This is a genomic window from Streptomyces sp. NPDC037410 (assembly GCF_055602235.1).
The window spans coordinates 359,326-376,116 of sequence record NZ_JBVJWR010000003.1 but is presented as its reverse complement, the minus strand read 5'-3'; the positions used below and the strand labels follow the sequence as shown (position 1 = coordinate 376,116).

Genomic DNA, 16,791 nt, shown 5'->3' with positions numbered 1-16,791 from the left:
GATGACGGCACCGTACAGAAGATCATCTTGCAGGGGGGCTTGCACGCTGATGAATCACCGTTCCGTCCGAATACCGTGCCGCCGCAGCTCGTCGAAGGCGACCCTGGCCAACGTCGGCCTCGGGTCCGCGGTGCGGGCCGTGTCCGTCGTGCTGTCGCAGCCGCGCTACGAAGGCCTCGCGTCATGTCTCTGACTCGCCGCACCCTCCTCACCGCCATGGCCGCGGCGCCTGTCCTCGCCTCGGCCGGAGCCCCGCGGGCGACCGGCCAAGAGGCTCCCTTCGCGGCGACCCTCGCCGCCGACAGCGAGCCGACGGGCGGCAGCAGCTGGAACGCACGGCACAGGTTCGACCTGCGGGCCGAGCCGGTCGATCTGTTCGGCGGGGAGATCCAGCTCAAGCAGGGCAGGGTGCACCAACAGGTGGCCTTCGATCCGGTGACCGGCCTCGCCTACGTGACCCAACTCATCAGCGACGGCCGTCGCCTGGCCGACGAGCCCGCCGCCCTGCCCGGCACCGACCGCGAGCGCCGGGGCGATCTGTGTGTCAACGAGGTGACCCCCGAAGGCGCCGTCCGTGCCGTCATGTACCTCAGGGGCGTCGGCCACGGCGGCGGACTCGGCGTCGAGCATGTCGACGGCCGTCCCTGGCTCTGGTTGGAGACCGACGCGGATCCCGTCGAGAGCGGCTTCGCCTACGGCAAGCGTGTCGGCCGTATCGCGTTCACCGCCGACGCCATCGTCGATGCGGGAAGCGACCAGATCGAGGTCTTCGACCCCGTCCCGGGATCCTCGCATGTCACCGCATCCCTGGATGCCGAACACGGGCGCATGGGGATACGTCTCGAAGTGGCCGGCGCCGAGGAGTACCGCGTCTACGAACTCGACGCCTTCAAGCGCCGCTCCTTCACCCCGCTGTACAGCTTCCCGGCCCGTTACCGCACCCAGGCCTGGTGCCTGTACGGGGACCTCGTCCACCAGAACGAGGGCAGCGGCTACAGCGCCACCAACCCGCGCCCGGGCAACTCCTGGTGGAACGTCTACGACATCACCACCGGCGAGATGATCGAGCGGACCTTCAACGCCACCGCCCTTGACCTCTCCCACCGCGAGACCGAAGCGATCACCGTGCGCCCGACGCTCAACGGGCCGCAGCTCGTCTTCGGCTTCGCCACACAAGAACCAGGACCTCGCCAGATGGCCCTCTACGGCATCACCAGCACCACCGACGGCACCGGCGACCACGTCCCGTGGACCGCTCTGGACTACGACACCGCCGTCTACACCCCCAACTCCGACAACTACACCCCCCAGTACCGCCAGCTGGGCAATCGCATCGACATCCACCTTCGGCTCGCCCGTACCGACGGCACCCCGTGGACCAACGGCGAGACGGTCCTCGTCCTCCCGCCGCACATCCGCCCGAACCGAACGCAGGGCCTGGTCGGTCAGACCACCGGATCCGGGGTCTCCGGCTCCCTGACCGTCCGCTGGGAAGTCCTCACGGACGGATCGCTGCGCGTCTTCGACCAGCGGACGTTCAACGGCTGGATCGGGCTCGACGCCGGCTACTTCACCAGCTGAACCCGTGCGGGTGACGCGCGTGGACCACACGGCATGCCCGTACCGCGCCGAAATCGGAGTGCCGGGGGCGCCGTTGCCTTGTGATACTGCTCCGATGATCAACCCGCCTGCCGCCGTGCTGGACTCGCTGTCGGGGCTCGCCTTCGGTGATGCCTTCGGTGACTGCTGGTTCGGCATCCTGCGCCGCGAAGGCACCGCAGCCCTGGAGACACGGACCCTGCCCCCGGGGCCGCTGTGGCGGTGGAGTGACGACACCGCCCAGGCGGTCGTCCTCGTTCGGGAACTCGCCCAGGGTCGTGGCGATGTCGACCAGGGCCGGCTTGCCCTGCGCCTCGCCGAGGCCTACGCCGACGACACGCACCGCGGCTACGGAGCGTCCATGCACGACGTGCTCCGCCGGATCGGCGCGGGCGAGCCCTGGCGGGTAGTGGTCGCCGGGCAGTTCGGCGGCCAGGGCTCCTGGGGCAACGGCGCGGCCATGCGCGTCGCACCGCTCGGCGCCTGGCACGCCGCCGACCTCGACGCCGTCACCGAGCAGGCCGCCCGGCAGAGCGCGGTGTCGCACCACCACCCGGAAGCGGTCGCCGCGGCGGTGGCCGTGGCCCTCGCCGCGGCACTGGCAGCGCGCAGCCGGGGCGGGCCGGCGCCGGCACGTCCGGACTTCCTCCACGCCGTCGCCGCGCGCCTCCCCGACAGCGACGTCCGCTCGGGCCTGCGGATCGCGGCCCGGATGCCGGCACGCACCTCGGTCCGGCACGCCGCGGAGGTCCTGGGATCCGGCTACCGGATGTCCGGACCCGATACCGCGCCGTACGCCCTGTGGTGCGCGGCAGGACACCTCGACGACCTCCATGAAGGCCTGTGGACCACCGTCGCGGGGCGCGGCGACATCGACACCACCTGCGCCATCGCCGGTGGAGTGATCGCCGCTCGGACGGGCACCGCCGCTCTCCCGGCCGCCTGGCACGCCACCCGCGAACCGCTGCCCCCGCTCACATCGCCGTAGGAACCCGTCAAGGCCTCCTCGCTGACAGACGCCGTGTCGCCCGCCCACCGGGCGGTACCGAAACGCACGGTGGGCCCGGCCGGTTCTCACCGGTCGGGCCCATCGGATGCTTCTGTGGAGCCTGGGGGGAGGGTCAGCCGGTGGTGACCGCGGTGTCGTCGATCAGGAAGCTGGTCGCCAGGGACGAGTCCTCGGTGCCGGTGAACTTGATCGTGACCGTCTTGCCCTTGAACGCCGACAGGTCAAGGGTCCGCTGGGTGTAGCCGCTCGGCGTGGCGTTGGAGTACGTCGCCAGGGTGGTGGTGCTGGTGCCGGAGACGACCTGGGCCTTCAGCGTGTCGTACGCCGTGGTGCCCGACTCCTTCGTGTCGATCGACAGGAAGAAGCTGAGCGTGGGCGCCGTAGCGGTGGACGGGATGGTCACCGACTGGGACAGGGTGTCGGTGTGCGCGCTGCCGTACCCGTCCAGCCAGGCGTAGTACGAGCCCGAGTGCGCGGTGGCGCCGGTGTCGTTGGTGATCACGCCGGAGCTGGCGGTCCAGTTGACCGCGCCGGACTCGAAGCCCGGGTTGGAGAGCAGGTTGGAGCCGCTCGGCGGCGGCGTGGTGCCGCCACCGCAGGTGGTCGAGGTCGGGACGACGGCCACGCCGCTCCAGGCCTTCTCCACCGCGGCGCACTGGGTGCTGCTCGCGCCGTACAGGTCGATCGCGGCCTTGATGCTCGCGGTACGGGCCTCGGGGTAGGTGGTGCCCGAGGTCATGTACGTGGTGAGCGCGCGGTACCAGATCTTGCCCGCCGCGTCGTTGCCGACGCCGGTGACCGTCCCGCCGTCGCAGGTCGGGCTGTTGCCCCACTGGGAGGAGCCGGAGCCGACCGCCAGCAGGTAGAAGAAGTGGTTGCCCACTCCGGAGGAGTAGTGCGGGTCGAGGTTCTTGGTGTTGGTGGTCCAGCAGCTCTGCGAGACGCCGTCCTTCTTCGGGTCGTCCATGTACCGCAGCGGCGTGGAGCTGATCTTCTCGCCGATGAGGTAGTCGGGCGCGTCCGCCGCACTGTTGGCGTTGAACTCCACCAGGGTGCCGAAGATGTCGCTGGTCGCCTCGTTCAGGCCGCCCGCGTCGCCGAAGTAGTTCAGTCCGGCGGTGGCAGAGGTGACACCGTGGCTCATCTCGTGGCCCGCGACGTCGAGTTCGGTGAACGGCTTGTCGCCGGGGGCGCCGTCGCCGTAGATCATGCTGAAGCTGGTGTCGTCCCAGCCGGCGTTGGCGTAGTTGTTGCCGTAGTGCACGAAGGAACGGGCGCCGACGCCGTCGTTCTTGATGCCGTTGCGGCCGTGCACGTTCTTGTAGTAGTCCCAGGTCGCCTGGATGCCGAAGTGGGCGTCGGCCGCGACGGTGGCGCGGTCGCTGAGCGTGCCGTTGCCCCACACGTTGTCGGTGTCGGTGAAGGCCTTGCCCCAGCCGGCCGGCGGGCTGTCGTTGGTGGCGGTCAGGTTCTGCGCGTCCCGGGTCTCCCCGTTGCCGCGGGTGGCGTCCTTGAGCTGGTAGCCGCCGGAGATCGCGGTGGTGGTCAGCGGGACGTCGCCGACCTGGTAGCCGTGGCCGGTGCCCTCGGCGGTGTGGAAGGAGTTCCACGTCTGCCCGACCTTGCCGGTCTGGGCGTCCACCAGCACGTTGAAGTGGCTCGGCGACTGGTCGGGGGCCACGCCGTCGACGGTCACCTGCCATGCCAGCCGCGGGGTGCCGGAGAGCGCGTCCACCACCAGCTTGCTGGTGGTCCTGGCGCGCTTGCCCTGGAACTTCTTCTGCGCCAGGGTCTCGGCGCGCGCGGCGCTGACCTTGGGAGTCACGGGAAGGGAGAGGCTGTTCTTGAGGGTCAGCGTGCTCTCGCGGAACGCCCCGCTGGGTGCGGAGTGCACGATGACGTCACCGCCCAGGACGGGCAGGCCGCGGTACGCACGTGTCATGTGCACGTGCCGAGTGCCGTCCCTGTCGACCAGGACCGAGGCGGACGTGAAGGTGTCGTCCGAGCTCGCGCGAACTGCCGCGGGGTGGGCGGCGATCGAGTCGCGGGCGTCCTGAATGGCCTGGCCCTTGTCGGCCTTGGGCGGGTGGGGGCGAGCGGCGTCGGCAGCGACGGCGGGGGATCCCACGCCGGCTATCAGCAGGCCGCCGACGGCCAGCGAGATCGATGCGGCGAGAACAGTTCTCTTCATGGGCCGGGATCGTGGCCGCCGTCGGGAACCCGGGTCAACGGGGGCCAACTCTGTTTAATTGCGGGCTCTGTGAAGAGGCCGGTGACCGGATCTTCCTCGGCCACGGCTCCGTCGCACCCTGAGCTTTGGTCAAAACTGTTCACAGAGTGTCTAACGTCTCGTCGATATCCGGCCTGACCGTGGCTAGCCTGGCGCCGATTCATCCCCCCACGAGGGCGCTGCCGCAGACCGTGCCTCCATCCCCAGGCACGCTACGCAGGTGCAGGAGGCCAGAGACTGGTGGACACCAGTGGCACAGCACGGTCGGGCAGACGGCCCAGGTCCCACCCCCACTGGAGCTTCAGACCGTGCAACAGCGAGAACGAGCAGCGGATCTCCTCGATCTGCTCCGCACCGGCCCCTTCGAGGCCGCCCTGGACTGCGCCGTACGGGCCAGCGGGCTCAGCCTTGAGCGCATCCAGCACCGGCTTGCCCTGCGCGGCGTCGAGGTCAGCGTCACCACGCTCAGCTACTGGCGACGCGGCCGCAGCCGCCCCGAACGACCCCAGTCCCGGCAGGCGGTGAGGCTCCTGGAAGAGCTGCTGGGAGTTCCCACCGACGGCCTGGTCTCCCTGCTCGGCCCGCGCCGCCCTCGCGGCCGCTGGGTCAACCGGGACCCCGAGGTACTGGAGACCGCGCACCTGTGGCGGGAATTCGACAGCCTCCCCGAGCTGCTGGCGGAGCTGGGCAGCACGGACGACGGCCTGTTGCGCGTCGCCGCCCACGACAGCTACGCGCTCGACGCGCACGGCGCCGGGGCCCGGCTGACCACCCGCCTGACGCTCAAGGCGACCCGGGATCGAGTGGATCGCTGTGTGGTGGTCCTCCGCGGCGAAGACCCGGACGGAGCGCTGCCCGGGTTCGCCGACGTGCGCAACGCCCGTCTCGGGCGGCTGCGCTCGGATCGCAGCGTGCCGTTGGTGGTCGCCGAACTGTTCCTGGATCGCACGCTGTCCGAGGGTGAGACGACGCTGATCGAGTACACCGTGCGGTTCCCCGAGACCGGACGGCGCGCCGAGGAGTGCGGGCGGGGGTTCCACGCCCCCGCCCTCCTCTACACCCTGGAGGTCGCCTTTCACCCGGACGCCGTGCCGGTGCGCTGCCGGTCCTGCTTCAGTACCGCGGTCACCGGGGAGCCGGTGACGGGGGAACCGGTGTGGATCAGTGCCGGCGGCCGGATACACGCCGTCTTCGAGAACCCGGGGCCCGGCTTCCGGTCTCTGCGCTGGGAGTGGCACTGACGTCATCCGCCGGTGCCGGCTACGAGTGGTGCCGCGCCCCGGCGGCTTCCGAGAAGGTCCCGCGGTGCCTTCGGCTCGGGGCACCGCGTTCGGGGGACGATGCGGTGAAACCGTGATGCGGGCACGCGGTCGGCGCCAGGATGGAGGCATGAGCCAAGAGAGTGCGGGGCCCCGCGAGTGGCCGGTGGCTGTGAGGGTTCCGGTGGAGCCGGTGGAGGCCGCCGTGGAGGCCGATGCCCGGGATGCGGCGGTGCGCGCCAGCACGTTGGCCGTACGAGGTCCGTTGTTCGGGGTGGCCTCGCAGTGCGAGGACGACGGCCGGCGGTGGCGCGTGGTCGTCGAGGTCACCCACAGCTGTCCGCAGCAGGCCCGCGACGCGTTGAACTCCCTGCTGTGGTTCCGGGCCAAGGACGAGGCCCAGGACCGGGACGAGCGGCGTGCGTTGCTGAAGGCGGTCGCACGGCTTGAGAGCGAATACGTCGACGAACTGTCCGTGCTCGACACCCGCTACCGGGTGGTCAGGGCCGAGGAGTACTCGGGCATGGACGTCCACGGCGACATCGAGATGCCGCGGCCCACCGACCCCGAACCGCCCCACCCCGACTGGACCCGCGGCGCTCGTGGCCCGAAGGTCGACGACGGCCTGGTTCTGGACCCTGACGCGCCCCTCTCCCCCGTCCAGGCCGCGGAGCGTCTCGCGCTGCGTTCCCTGGCCTACGGCGGGGCCAGGTTCCCCGGCTCCGTACTGCGCGACTCCGCGCGGGCCGTGGAGAGCCACCCCGACGTCCTGCTCATGCCCGCGGTCTTCAGGGTCGCGGAGCGGTCCGGCAGTGAGAACTGGACACCGGGGAGCGGCCTGCACGCCACCGCCCACGACGTGCGCCGGACGCTGGACTTCTCCCTGGTCTGGTGGAGACCGCGCGAGCGCGGCCTGATCCCCTGGGACGTCACGGAAGACATCCACCTGCGCGCAGACGCACGCACCGTCGTGGCCGAGGGCACCGACCCCGCGGTCGCGGAGCTGGCCGTACTCGCCGACGCAGCGGACCGGCTCCGTGCGGAACGACTCAACCAGGTCGAGGCCCACGGCACGGTCTACCGGATCGCCCGCACCCGCCGCCTGCTGCGCTGGGGCCCCGACGGGCCCGAAGGCCCACGCCCGTCCGATGTCAACAACCACGCCCCCAGCGTCCTCCACCTGCCCCTCGACGAGGACGGCAACGTGTGTGTGGAAGAGCCTGCGGAGGAGGCGCCGTAGCGGCGGTGCAGCGGACGGTGACGGTGCGGGTGGTCGAGGAACACAACGGCCGCCGGCACCGCGCGACCTCGTCTGCCTGATGGTTTCAGGCGCGCTGTGACCAGGTGCGCAGGAGCGCGGCGATCGCGCCTGCGCTGCAGGTGGGGTCGCGTAGGAGGTCTCGCAGGGCGATCGCGTCCTCCCTGGTGGGCTTGACCGGGATACCGGACGCCTCCAGGTACATGACGCCCGTCGCCGCTGCCACGGCCATGTTGGAGCGATCCAGCCAGCGGCACCGTCCGAGGACGTGCACGAGGGCGGCGGCGCGGGCGTAGGGGCCGTCGTAGACCGGCTGGTCCAGGATTTCGGCGCGGTGGCAGGCGACGGCCGCCACCGGTACCCCGTAGTCGTCGGGCGCCGGGTCGTCGGCACCCGCGAGCTCGGCGACCTGGAGGATCCAGGGGACGTCGATGTGGAGCTCCATCAAGCGGCCTGTGCCCCCGCGCTGCGCCGCGCCGTGTCTTCGGCCTCGTCGAAGAGGGCCTGGTGGTCATCCAGAAAGCGGCGTGCCGCGTCGAGGCCACGCCTGCGCATGCCGTCCGCGTCGTCCCGTACGAGGGAGGCGATGTAGTCACCCAGGCTCAGGCCGCGGTCCTTGGCCCGGGCCCTGGCCAGTTCCGCGATGTCGTCGTCGACGCGTGCGCCCAGTTGTGTCTTACCCATGGCCGGATGGTAACAAGTGTTACCAAGCGGGGGAAGCCCACCCTTCACCTCGGGGCATCGGACCCGGCCCCGTGCCCCTCTGCGGACGAGGGGCACGGCGCCGAGCCGCCTGATCACCGGGAATCGACAGCCACGGCGAGGATCGCCCGTACCTGGGCGATGATGGCGAGCCGGTTCCGTACGAACTCCGCATCCGTGATCGTGCCCGTCGCCGGGTCGGTGTTGCCCGCGCCGAACTCGAGGACGGGTGTGTGCACATGACCGCCCGGCAGCCGCGTGAGGCCGAGGCGGTCGCGCAACAGGGTGGCCCGGTAGGCGATCTCGTTGGACAGATAGTTCCCGCCGCCGCCCGCCCGGGCCACGGAACCGGGCGTCGGCCCGCCGGGGCGGACCACAGGGGTGTCGGCGCCGGCCGGCAGCTCGGTCACCGACGTGTTGTCGTACACCGGGAAGCGGCCGGTGGACGCGGCCGTGATCGCCGCGTACGGAAGGGTGGTCGACGTCCACTGCGGCTGCGTGACCGGATCGGCGACGGGCACGGTCTCCGTACGGGACGCGTTCTCGTTGTCGGGGAAGCCGCCGCGCCAGGCGCCGTTGGTCCGTTCGATGTCGAACCGGCCGGGGCGGCCCTGGCTCACCGTGGTGAAGAGATCCACCTCCGGAAGGTGCGGGCGCAGGGTCCGCTCGACGGTGCCGTCGGCGAAGTCCTGCCAGCGGACGGGGAAGACCGCCGTCTCGACCCGGGCGAGGGTGCCGTCGGAGGTGCGCAGCCAGGTGCCGTCCAGGGCGAGAGCGGTGGCTCCGGAGGGGTTGCTGATACGGGTGTCCCGGTCGAGCGTGAACGGGTCGAAGCCGGTCAGCAGGATCCGCTTCACGCCCTTCCCGGCCGGGTAGCGGAGGGAGTCCTGTCCTCGTGAGGAGCGTTCGAGGCGGTCGAGCAGCCGGGTCCGGCCCTCCTCGGTGATCGTGAATCCGGGCTGCCAGGCGCGGAGCTCACGGGTGAGCGCGAGTCGCGACCAGTACAGCGGCCGGTCGTCGTCCCGCGACAGGTCGCCGCCGGAGTCCCCACGGCCCTGCGCCCTGTCCACCGCCCGCCGCCAGAGCCCCGCCCCGTACCGGACGACCGTCCGCTCGGCCGCGGCGAGGGAGTCGGCGCCGGCGAGGGAGTCGGCGAACTCCGGTGCCAGGGAGGCGAAGCCGCTGCGCCTCAGGATCTCCTGGGTCGCGGCCCGGTCGAGCCGGGCCTCCTCGACGGAGACGGCGGTCGTCCCGGCCGCCGAGGCGGGCGGGCCGGCCAGGGCCAGGGAGACGGCGGCGAGGGGGAGGGCGAGTGCGGTACGTATGGAGGGCACCGGAGTCCTTTCGCACGAACATGGCGTTCCGTCAGAAGTGGACCGTCACAAAGGAATCCATGCTAGGGCGCGCTCGTCCCGCGCGCCCGGCGTTCCCTCAGACGCCACCCTCGTCACGTGATCTCCGGCTCCGGCGCCGCGGGCAGGCGCACCTCATGACGGTCGCCTCGCCGCGGCGCGGGCCCGCCGCTACACCGTACGGAAGAGGATCTTGTTCTTGCCGGAGAAGAGGGGGTCGGCCCGCGTGAGCTTGGCCTGGACGCTCGCGCCGAGCACGAGGTCGGCACCGGACGAGATCTTGCCCATCACGGCGGGTTCCGCCAGGTGCACCGTGCCCTCCTTCGGACTCGGAGGCTCCTCCTCCGCGTCGGTGTTGATGACCGTGCCGCTGAAGACCTCGTTGACCCGGTCCTTGAGCACCGCGGCCTCCACGAGGTCCACCGCGCGCCGGTCCGCCGTCTTCCCCTTCCCCCGCGCCATGTCGCACGGCAGGCACTGCATCGCTTCGAGCACCCACTTCGGCGGGGCCTCGCCGGCGCACGCGGCGACGCACAGCTCACCCGCGTACCGGTCGATCAGGCGCCGCAGCGGGGCCGTGCAGTGGGTGTACGGGGCCGCGATGGCCGCGTGGACCGGGTGCTCCGGGTTGTGGTGGTCGCGGAAGGTGGTGTACTCGGCCCTGAGCAGCATGGCGGTGGCCTCGCTGAGGAAGGCCATGTGCTTCTGGTCGGCCGGGTCGAGGGAGTTGACCAGCGCGGCGTAAGAGACGCCGGGCTTCCACTCGATGCCCAGGACCTTCGCGATGTCGTGCACGCGCTGGACGACGTGCTCGTCGGGCTGCTCCTGCTGGGTCCGCAGGATCCCGGTGCCGCTGTCCAGCATGATCCGGGCCGCGGCCATTCCGGTCATGAGGGAGATCTGCTCGTTCCAGCCCTCCACGGGCAGTGCCGCCACGTAGCTCAGCCGGAACGCTCCGTCCTCCAGGGTGACCTCCTGGTCCGGCAGGTTCACCGAGATCCCGCCGCGCACGGCCTCGACGGCTTCCCGCAGCTTGCCGATCTCGCGCAGCAGGGCGACGGGCTCCTCGGCCGTGCCGGCCTCGATGTCCTGTTGGACCGCCGCGTAGTTGAGCTTGGCCCGGCTGCGGACCTTCGCCCGGCTCACGGTCGAGTGGGTCACGTTGCCGTCGGCGTCGAGGTCGTGCTGCCACAGCAGAGCGGGGACGACCTGGTCCGGAAGCAGGCTGGCCGGCCCCTCGGAGATCGAGGTCGGGTACAGGGGCGCCTTGAGGTCGGGGAAGTACAGCGTCTCGATCCGGTCGTGGGACTCGGCGTCCAGAAAACCGCCCGGCTTGACGAAGGCCGCCACGTCGGCGATGGCGTAGTGCACGCGGTAGCCGCCCCCTGGCCGCCGCTCCAGGTACATGGCCTGGTCGAGGTCCTTCGAGGTGGCGGGGTCGATCGTGAACAAAGGCAGGTCGGTGGCGTCCTTTTCGGGCAGCCTGACCTCGGTTTTGGCGGTCTCGGCCGCTCCGAGCACGTGCGCGGGAAACTCGGCGGTGGCCTTCAGCTCTGCCCGGAGCTGCTGCAGTGCCTTGAGCAGGGCGTCCTGGGCTTCGCGGGACATGTGCATCTGACGGCGTCGCATGTACCGAGCGTAGGCCGACGACCACGGAGCGGCGCCGTGAGCGGGTCCGGGCGGGGGAACAGGCGGGGAAACGGCGGGGGACGGAGCAGCGGCCGGGACCGGCAGCGATCCGGGGCCGGCCGGTCCGGGCTTGACGTCTCCCCTGACCGGAGCGCCTCGCGGTCCCGTCAGCCCGTGGCCATGATCGCCTCGCCGAGTGCCGCGAGGGACTCGGCGAGCTGGTCCATCCACTCCACGACGGGCTTGCCGCCTTCGGACTGCAGGGCGACGAAGGCGCCGTCGTAGCCGGCCATGCCGAAGGGGGCGAGGGCCTGCCCGATCTTGTCGGCGGTCTCCTCCCCCGCGCTCTCGAAGGACGAGCGGATCATGTGTGCCATGTGGGCGCGCCCTTCCTCGCGGACCGCGATCACGGTCTGCAGGGCCTCGGGCGCCTCTGCCGCCTCGCGGCTCATCACGAGTACGAGCAGCAGACGCAGGAACTCCTCGCCGTTCTCCATGACGTCGCCGGTCCGCCGCAGGTACCAGCGGAGCCGCTCGTGGGGGGTGCCGCCCTCGGGGGGATTGCACCCTCCCTCGCCGGCCACGGCGCGGGCGCGGGCAACTGCCCCATCGAGGCGTTCATCGCCGTCGCGAACCTGTCGGGCTTCGAGCACCACTGCGATCTCTTCCGCCTCCAGGACGCCGCCGACGACATCGTCCGCCCCTTGCAGGACCGGCCGGTCCGGGTCGACCGCGAGACCCTCACGCTCGGGTACGCGGGCGTCTACTCCAGCTTCCTGCGGCACGCGGAGACGGCCGCGCAGCGGTACGAGGTCGACGTGCGCGACATCCTGATGGAATGCGGGCGGCGCCGCCTGGTCGGCGGCCAGGAGGACATGATCGTGGACATCGCCCTCGGCCTCGCGGCGGCCCGCTGAGGACCGCCGGCCTGCGCAAGGGGGTCACGCCGGTTGGACGGGCCCGATGGTCAGCGAGTGGACGGTCGGGCCCGCGCAGTGCTCGGTCTTCCACGGGACGAAGAGCGCGGCCGTCTGATCCGGCGGGTAGATCCGCAGGCCCTCGGCGGGCGAGAGCATGCACTGCGCCGGGTCGTAACCGCTGATGCCGTTCGCATCGTGGAGTTGGGCTTTCGCGCGTCCGCCGGGCGGAAGGGTGACGGTGGCTTTCGTCCCCGGCTCGCGCACGGCGGCGTTGCCGGACTGCACGCCCTTCTGCGCCACGTAGGAGACGCCCGGGTAGCCGGTCATCGTGCACGGGACGGTGGATTTGTTGGTGAACACCAGGGTCGCGTAGATCGAACCCGCCGCGGGTTCGGGACTCGTCAGGGCGACCGAGAGCCGGCCGGTCGTGCACGCCCCGGCCGGACGGCTCGCCCCGGTCGAGTGGGTGCTCCCGCCCGGTGAGGGCGTGGTCGAAGGAGCACTCCCGCTGTGGGACGGGGAGGGAGCGGACGTGGCCGACGGGGGCCTGCCACCGTCGGACGTGGAGGGCGCGGACGTGGCCGACGGGGAGCTGACGGCGCTCGTGGGCGCGGACGCGGCCGGGGGCGCGGTGGTGGAGGACGAACAGGCCGTCATCGCCAGCGAGGCGAGGGAAAGGACGGCGACCGGAAGCGCGACCCTGTGCTTCCGCGCCTTGCGGGCCGCCCAAGGCGGCCTCCCGCACAGCCCCCGCCCACGCGGGTCCACTTCGCCCCCCGTGCTTCCGGGCTGACTTGACCTGGCCACGACCATGCCTTCACCGTACGCCCGCTCCGGTGCTCAGCACCACAGTTCGGGCGTACGCGGCAGACGAGGCGTCGAACCATCGTCGAGACGCCACGCCTGGAACATATGTGCGTCAACTCAAGAGCCGTCAATTCATCCTTTCTGGTGGCGTGTGAACGCCAGAGAGCAGTGCCATCCGGTCAGCACGACGGGGACGCGTGCGTGCGGTGTTCAAGGGGTGGCCGACGGGGTCACCGGGAAGTGGCGGAGAGGAGCGGCAGCGCCGTCACCCGTGATGTCCGTGCGGGTAAACCCACCGGTCGGTGCTGGCCGGGACCTCATCGCCTCGGCTGTACGCGGCGCCGCCGAGGCGCTGAGCTACGGAGCGTTCCGGCCCCTCCCACCTCCTGGGCCCGGGGCCACCCCTCCCGCACTGCCGACCGATCGATCGGAGACGTCACCATGAGCACACCCCCTTCCGTCCCGCTCCGCGTCGCCCTCGTCAACGGAAGCTTCGAGGAGCCGTCCGTCACCGACATGGCGTTCCTGCCGGACGCCTCCCAGACCCAGGCTCCGCGGCACGTCCCGGGCTGGCACACCACCGCCACCGACCACATGGTCGAGCTGTGGCACTCCGGCTTCAACGGCGTCCCCTCCGCGGAGGGCGAGCAGTTCGCCGAGCTCAACGCCAACGAGGTCTCCACCCTCTACCAGGACCTGCCGACCACCCCCGGCAGCAAGCTGTACTGGCGGCTCTACCACCGCGGCCGGCAGGGACAGGACACCATGGCCCTGGACATCGGCGCCCCGGGCGGCGTGGTGGAGCAGCGCACCTTCACCGACGGCAACACGGCGTGGGGGTACTACACCGGCACCTACACCGTCCCGGCCGGGCAGACCACCACCCGTTTCGCCTTCCGCTCCGTCTCGGCGGCCGGCGGCAACCGCGGGATCGGCAACTTCCTCGACGGTGTGTTCTTCGGTACCGCCCCGTACGTGGTGCTCACCAAGACCGCCGTACCGGCGGGCCCGTTGGACGTCGGCGACGTCGTCACCTACCGGATCACCGCCAGGAACGAGGGCGGTGGGGCGGCCGAACGGCTCACCCTCACCGACGTCCTGCCGCCTGGGACGACGTACGTGCCCGGTTCGCTGCGGGTCATCGACGGCCCGAACGCGGGCGTGAAGACCGATCAGGCGGGGGACGACCAGGCCGCGTACGACCCGGGAAGCGACACCGTGACCTTCCGGCTCGGGACCGGCGCCTCCGCCTCCCAGGGCGGCAGCCTGGCCAACACGGCCGCGCTGCCGCAGGGCACCACCGTCGAGTACCGGGTCACCCTCGGTCTGCGGACGGCTGGCACCCGCGTGACCAACACCGCTGTCGCCACGTACGAGAACCGGCTCGGGCCCACCCCGGAGCCGCTGACGTCCACGTCCGACGAAGCCGTGACCGAGGTCAGGCCGGCCGCCGACCTGGACGTGACCAAGGCGGCCGACGCCACCACCGTGACCGTCGGGCAGACCGTGACCTACCGCGTGACCGTCCACAACGCCGGTCCCAGCCCGGCGACCGGCGTCACGGTCGCCGACCGGCTCCCGAACGGGCTCGCCTTCCTGTCCGCCGACGCCGACGCCGGTGCCTATGTCGCGGAGACCGGGCAGTGGTCGGTCGGCGCGCTGGCCGTCGGGGCCCGCGCGACGCTCACCCTGCGGGCGAAGGCCACCAGGCCCGCGCGCCTCACCAACACGGCCACCGTCACCGCCGTCGAGAAGGACCCCGACCCGGCCGACAACACCGACTCCGTCACCATCTGCGTCGAACCCGCACCGGCCTGCTGCGCCCCGTGCGTACCCCGTAGCTGAACGGGAGGGGGCCGGAGCCACCGGCGTCGGCTCCGGCCCCTTCGCTCGGCGGGCGGTGTCGGATCAGGGTGTGAGGTCGATGCGGGCCGCGACCGGGAGATGATCGCTCGCCGTCGCGGGGAGGGTCCACGACGCGGTGGCCTTCGCTCCCCTCAACAGGATCTGGTCGATCCGCACGATCGGGAAGCGCGAAGGCCAGGTGAAGCCGAAGCCATCGCCGGACGTGGACTGGGCCGAGACCATCCCGGCGGTGAGCGGGCGCAGCGCACGGTCGTCGGTGGAGCCGTTGAAGTCGCCCATGACGAGGGTGCGTGTGGCACGTTCGGCGCGCAGGATGCCCGCCAGGACTCCGGCGACGTCGTCGCGCGTGCCCGAGGTGAAGCCGGTCGGTCCGACGCGGACGGACGGGAGGTGGACGACGTACACGGCCAGCGGGCCTTCGGGGGTGTCCACCGTCGCGCGCATGGCCCGGGTCCACGGCATGATCGGCACGGCCCGGGCGTCCCGTAGGGGACGGGTGCTCCAGAGGCCGACCGTGCCCTGGGTGAAGTGGTGGGGGTAGGAGGCGGCCAGGGCCCGTTCGTAGGCGGGCGCGGTGTCCGGGGACAGTTCCTCCAGGGCCACGATGTCGGCCCCGGAGGCGATCAGGCTCCGTGCGGTGCCCTGCGGGTCGGGGTTCGCCTGGTTGACGTTGTGGCTGACGACGGTGAGGTCCCCGCCGGGAGACGACTTGTCGGTCAGGGTGCCGGCGAAGACCGACAGCCAGGCGATCACCGGCAGGACCAGCGCCGCCGTCGCCGCCCGTGACCGGCGGAGCAGCGCCAGGACTCCGAGCGCGGGAATGGCGAGTGCCGTCCACGGCAGAAGGGTCTCGGCAAGGCTGTCGAGGTGACCGGGGAGGTCGGGGAGACGTCCATGGCCGGCGAGGACGATGGCGAGGGCGAGAAGGGCCGCGCAGAGCGCGGTCGCCGTCCCCTGTCGCCTCGCCCGCGCCGATGGTGGGCGGCTCTCCGAGCTGCGCTCCGTCTCCGTCTCCGTCTCCGCGGCGTTCACCGGATCGGTCGTCGTCGTCATCCCGGTTCAGCCTTCCCGGGTCAGGCTGTCGCGGAGCCCCGCGATCAGGCGGCGGCTGCCGTCGACGGCCGCCCGGAGACCCTCGCCGGGAGTGGTGTTCGCCCGCTGGTGGAGGACCGCACCGATGAGCAGGCGGGTCGTGTCTCCGACACGTACCTCGCAGGCCCACAGCAGGTTTCCGCCGGCCGGAGTGCTGGAGCCGGTCTTGATGCCGACGACGCCCGGCGTGTCCAGAAGGGGGTTGGTGTTGGTGATCGGGCCGACGCCGGGAACGGTCATCGTCCGCGTGCCCACGATGTCGCGGAAGACGGGGTTCTTCATCGCCGTCCGGGCCAGGGCGAGCTGGTCGGTCGCGGTACTGGTGGTGGTGGCTTCGATCCCGCTCGCCCCGGTGTACGTCGAGTGCCTCATGCCGAGCCGGGCGGCGGCGCGCCCCATCTTCTCGGCGAAGGCCTCCTGGCTGCCGGAGTCCCAGCGGGCCAGCAGCCGCGCGACGTTGTTCCCGGAGGGAATCAACAACATGTCGAGCAACTGGCGTTGGGAGTAGCGCTGCCCCGCCTGGAGCGGCACCGTGGACTCGCCGCCGACACCCACCTCGTACGCGGTCTGGCGATCCACTTCGATCATCGGGCCCGGCTCGCCGGCCCGCAGCGGATGCTCTTCGAGAATGACGTGCGCGGTCATCACCTTCGTGAGGCTCGCGATGGGAACGGGCCGCTGGTCACCCCGCGTGCCGACGGGTCCGGAGCCTTCGAGCGCGACGGCGGTCTGACCGCCCTCCGGCCACGGAACCGCGCCGTCGTCGACGATCGCCCGCAGACCCCCGGCCGGTCCGGCGGGCGACACGACAGCCGGTCCGGATCCGTGGCCGTCCACCGTCCCGTACACGGAGACCCCCAGGACCGTGACGAGGCCCAAGGCCAGCGCGCCCCCTGCGACGCGGTTGCGGTGCGCGGCGGAAAAGGGGGAAAGGGACACGGGCCACCTCCGGGGCTGCCGTACGGGATCGGTACGACGACCAGGCTGCGGGGCCGGTGTGTCCGGACAGCTGAGGTGAGGGCTTCACCGGGACGCGGGAACCCATCGGTCGTGTATCGACCGTGTATC

The 16,791-nt window shown here is 71.6% G+C and carries 15 protein-coding genes and 1 pseudogene; 7 read left to right on the top strand and 9 right to left on the bottom strand.

The features are described 5' to 3' along the window. Nucleotides 1-183: 183 nt before the first annotated feature. Together ACZ7HT_RS07135 and ACZ7HT_RS07130 are read left to right on the top strand one after the other, a co-directional pair. Complete coding sequence (locus ACZ7HT_RS07135) at nt 184-1,581, top strand: phage baseplate protein (RefSeq protein WP_471160901.1); 1,398 nt, start codon at nt 184-186, stop codon at nt 1,579-1,581. 94 nt (nt 1,582-1,675) lie between these two features. After that, the gene (locus ACZ7HT_RS07130) at nt 1,676-2,587 is read left to right on the top strand and encodes an ADP-ribosylglycohydrolase family protein (RefSeq protein WP_471160899.1); all 912 of its coding nucleotides are present in this window, start codon (nt 1,676-1,678) and stop codon (nt 2,585-2,587) included. 133 nt (nt 2,588-2,720) lie between these two features. Here the strand turns inward: ACZ7HT_RS07130 and ACZ7HT_RS07125 are convergent, their stop codons facing one another. Beyond that, nucleotides 2,721-4,799, bottom strand: coding sequence for a M4 family metallopeptidase (locus tag ACZ7HT_RS07125; protein ID WP_471160896.1), 2,079 nt, complete (start codon nt 4,797-4,799; stop codon nt 2,721-2,723). Between the two features lie 347 nt (nt 4,800-5,146). Between ACZ7HT_RS07125 and ACZ7HT_RS07120 the strand changes: the two genes are divergently transcribed. Both ACZ7HT_RS07120 and ACZ7HT_RS07115 read left to right on the top strand, forming a co-directional pair. Beyond that, a complete protein-coding gene (locus ACZ7HT_RS07120) occupies nt 5,147-6,079 on the top strand; it encodes a hypothetical protein (protein ID WP_471160893.1) in 933 nt (310 codons plus the stop codon). A gap of 148 nt (nt 6,080-6,227) precedes the next feature. Then, nucleotides 6,228-7,337, top strand: coding sequence for a DUF5954 family protein (locus tag ACZ7HT_RS07115; protein ID WP_471160891.1), 1,110 nt, complete (start codon nt 6,228-6,230; stop codon nt 7,335-7,337). 85 nt (nt 7,338-7,422) lie between these two features. On the opposite strand, the gene ACZ7HT_RS07110 is transcribed toward ACZ7HT_RS07115, so the two are convergent. The 5 genes from ACZ7HT_RS07110 to ACZ7HT_RS07090 all read right to left on the bottom strand — a co-directional run bounded on the left by ACZ7HT_RS07110 (nt 7,423) and on the right by ACZ7HT_RS07090 (nt 11,535). Then, nucleotides 7,423-7,800: a fic family toxin-antitoxin system, toxin component gene (locus ACZ7HT_RS07110; protein ID WP_471160888.1), complete on the bottom strand. Its 378-nt coding sequence runs from the start codon at nt 7,798-7,800 to the stop codon at nt 7,423-7,425. After that, nucleotides 7,800-8,039: a hypothetical protein gene (locus tag ACZ7HT_RS07105; RefSeq protein ID WP_471160885.1), complete on the bottom strand. Its 240-nt coding sequence runs from the start codon at nt 8,037-8,039 to the stop codon at nt 7,800-7,802. The genes ACZ7HT_RS07110 and ACZ7HT_RS07105 overlap by 1 nt, the downstream gene beginning before the upstream one ends. Nucleotides 8,040-8,152: 113 nt before the next feature. Next, on the bottom strand, nt 8,153-9,391 hold the full coding sequence (locus ACZ7HT_RS07100) for a pyroglutamyl-peptidase I (protein ID WP_471160882.1): 1,239 nt from the start codon (nt 9,389-9,391) through the stop codon (nt 8,153-8,155). A gap of 189 nt (nt 9,392-9,580) precedes the next feature. Further along, nucleotides 9,581-11,038, bottom strand: coding sequence for an RNB domain-containing ribonuclease (locus ACZ7HT_RS07095; protein WP_471160880.1), 1,458 nt, complete (start codon nt 11,036-11,038; stop codon nt 9,581-9,583). 167 nt (nt 11,039-11,205) lie between these two features. After that, the gene (locus ACZ7HT_RS07090; RefSeq protein WP_471160877.1) at nt 11,206-11,535 is read right to left on the bottom strand and encodes a hypothetical protein; all 330 of its coding nucleotides are present in this window, start codon (nt 11,533-11,535) and stop codon (nt 11,206-11,208) included. Between the two features lie 72 nt (nt 11,536-11,607). Between ACZ7HT_RS07090 and ACZ7HT_RS07085 the strand changes: the two are divergent. Further along, nucleotides 11,608-11,955: pseudogene (locus tag ACZ7HT_RS07085) on the top strand (4-hydroxy-2-oxovalerate aldolase); the annotation flags it as partial. 24 nt (nt 11,956-11,979) lie between these two features. On the opposite strand, the gene ACZ7HT_RS07080 reads toward ACZ7HT_RS07085, so the two are convergent. Continuing rightward, nucleotides 11,980-12,333, bottom strand: a complete 354-nt coding sequence (locus tag ACZ7HT_RS07080) for a DUF4232 domain-containing protein (RefSeq protein ID WP_471161126.1) — start codon at nt 12,331-12,333, stop codon at nt 11,980-11,982. 52 nt (nt 12,334-12,385) lie between these two features. On the opposite strand from ACZ7HT_RS07080, the gene ACZ7HT_RS07075 reads away from it, so the two are divergent. Both ACZ7HT_RS07075 and ACZ7HT_RS07070 read left to right on the top strand, forming a co-directional pair. After that, nucleotides 12,386-12,751 carry a hypothetical protein gene (locus ACZ7HT_RS07075; RefSeq protein WP_471161140.1) on the top strand — a complete coding sequence of 122 codons (366 nt, stop codon included), beginning with the start codon at nt 12,386-12,388 and terminating at the stop codon, nt 12,749-12,751. Nucleotides 12,752-13,206: 455 nt separating this feature from the next. Continuing rightward, entirely contained in the window at nt 13,207-14,610 is a 1,404-nt protein-coding gene (locus ACZ7HT_RS07070) for a DUF7507 domain-containing protein (RefSeq protein WP_471160875.1), read from the top strand. 63 nt (nt 14,611-14,673) lie between these two features. Here ACZ7HT_RS07070 and ACZ7HT_RS07065 read toward each other — a convergent pair whose 3' ends face one another. Together ACZ7HT_RS07065 and ACZ7HT_RS07060 are read right to left on the bottom strand one after the other, a co-directional pair. After that, nucleotides 14,674-15,684 carry an endonuclease/exonuclease/phosphatase family protein gene (locus ACZ7HT_RS07065; protein ID WP_471160872.1) on the bottom strand — a complete coding sequence of 337 codons (1,011 nt, stop codon included), beginning with the start codon at nt 15,682-15,684 and terminating at the stop codon, nt 14,674-14,676. Nucleotides 15,685-15,690: 6 nt separating this feature from the next. Continuing rightward, nucleotides 15,691-16,662, bottom strand: coding sequence for a D-alanyl-D-alanine carboxypeptidase family protein (locus ACZ7HT_RS07060; RefSeq protein WP_471160870.1), 972 nt, complete (start codon nt 16,660-16,662; stop codon nt 15,691-15,693). Nucleotides 16,663-16,791 lie beyond the last annotated feature (129 nt).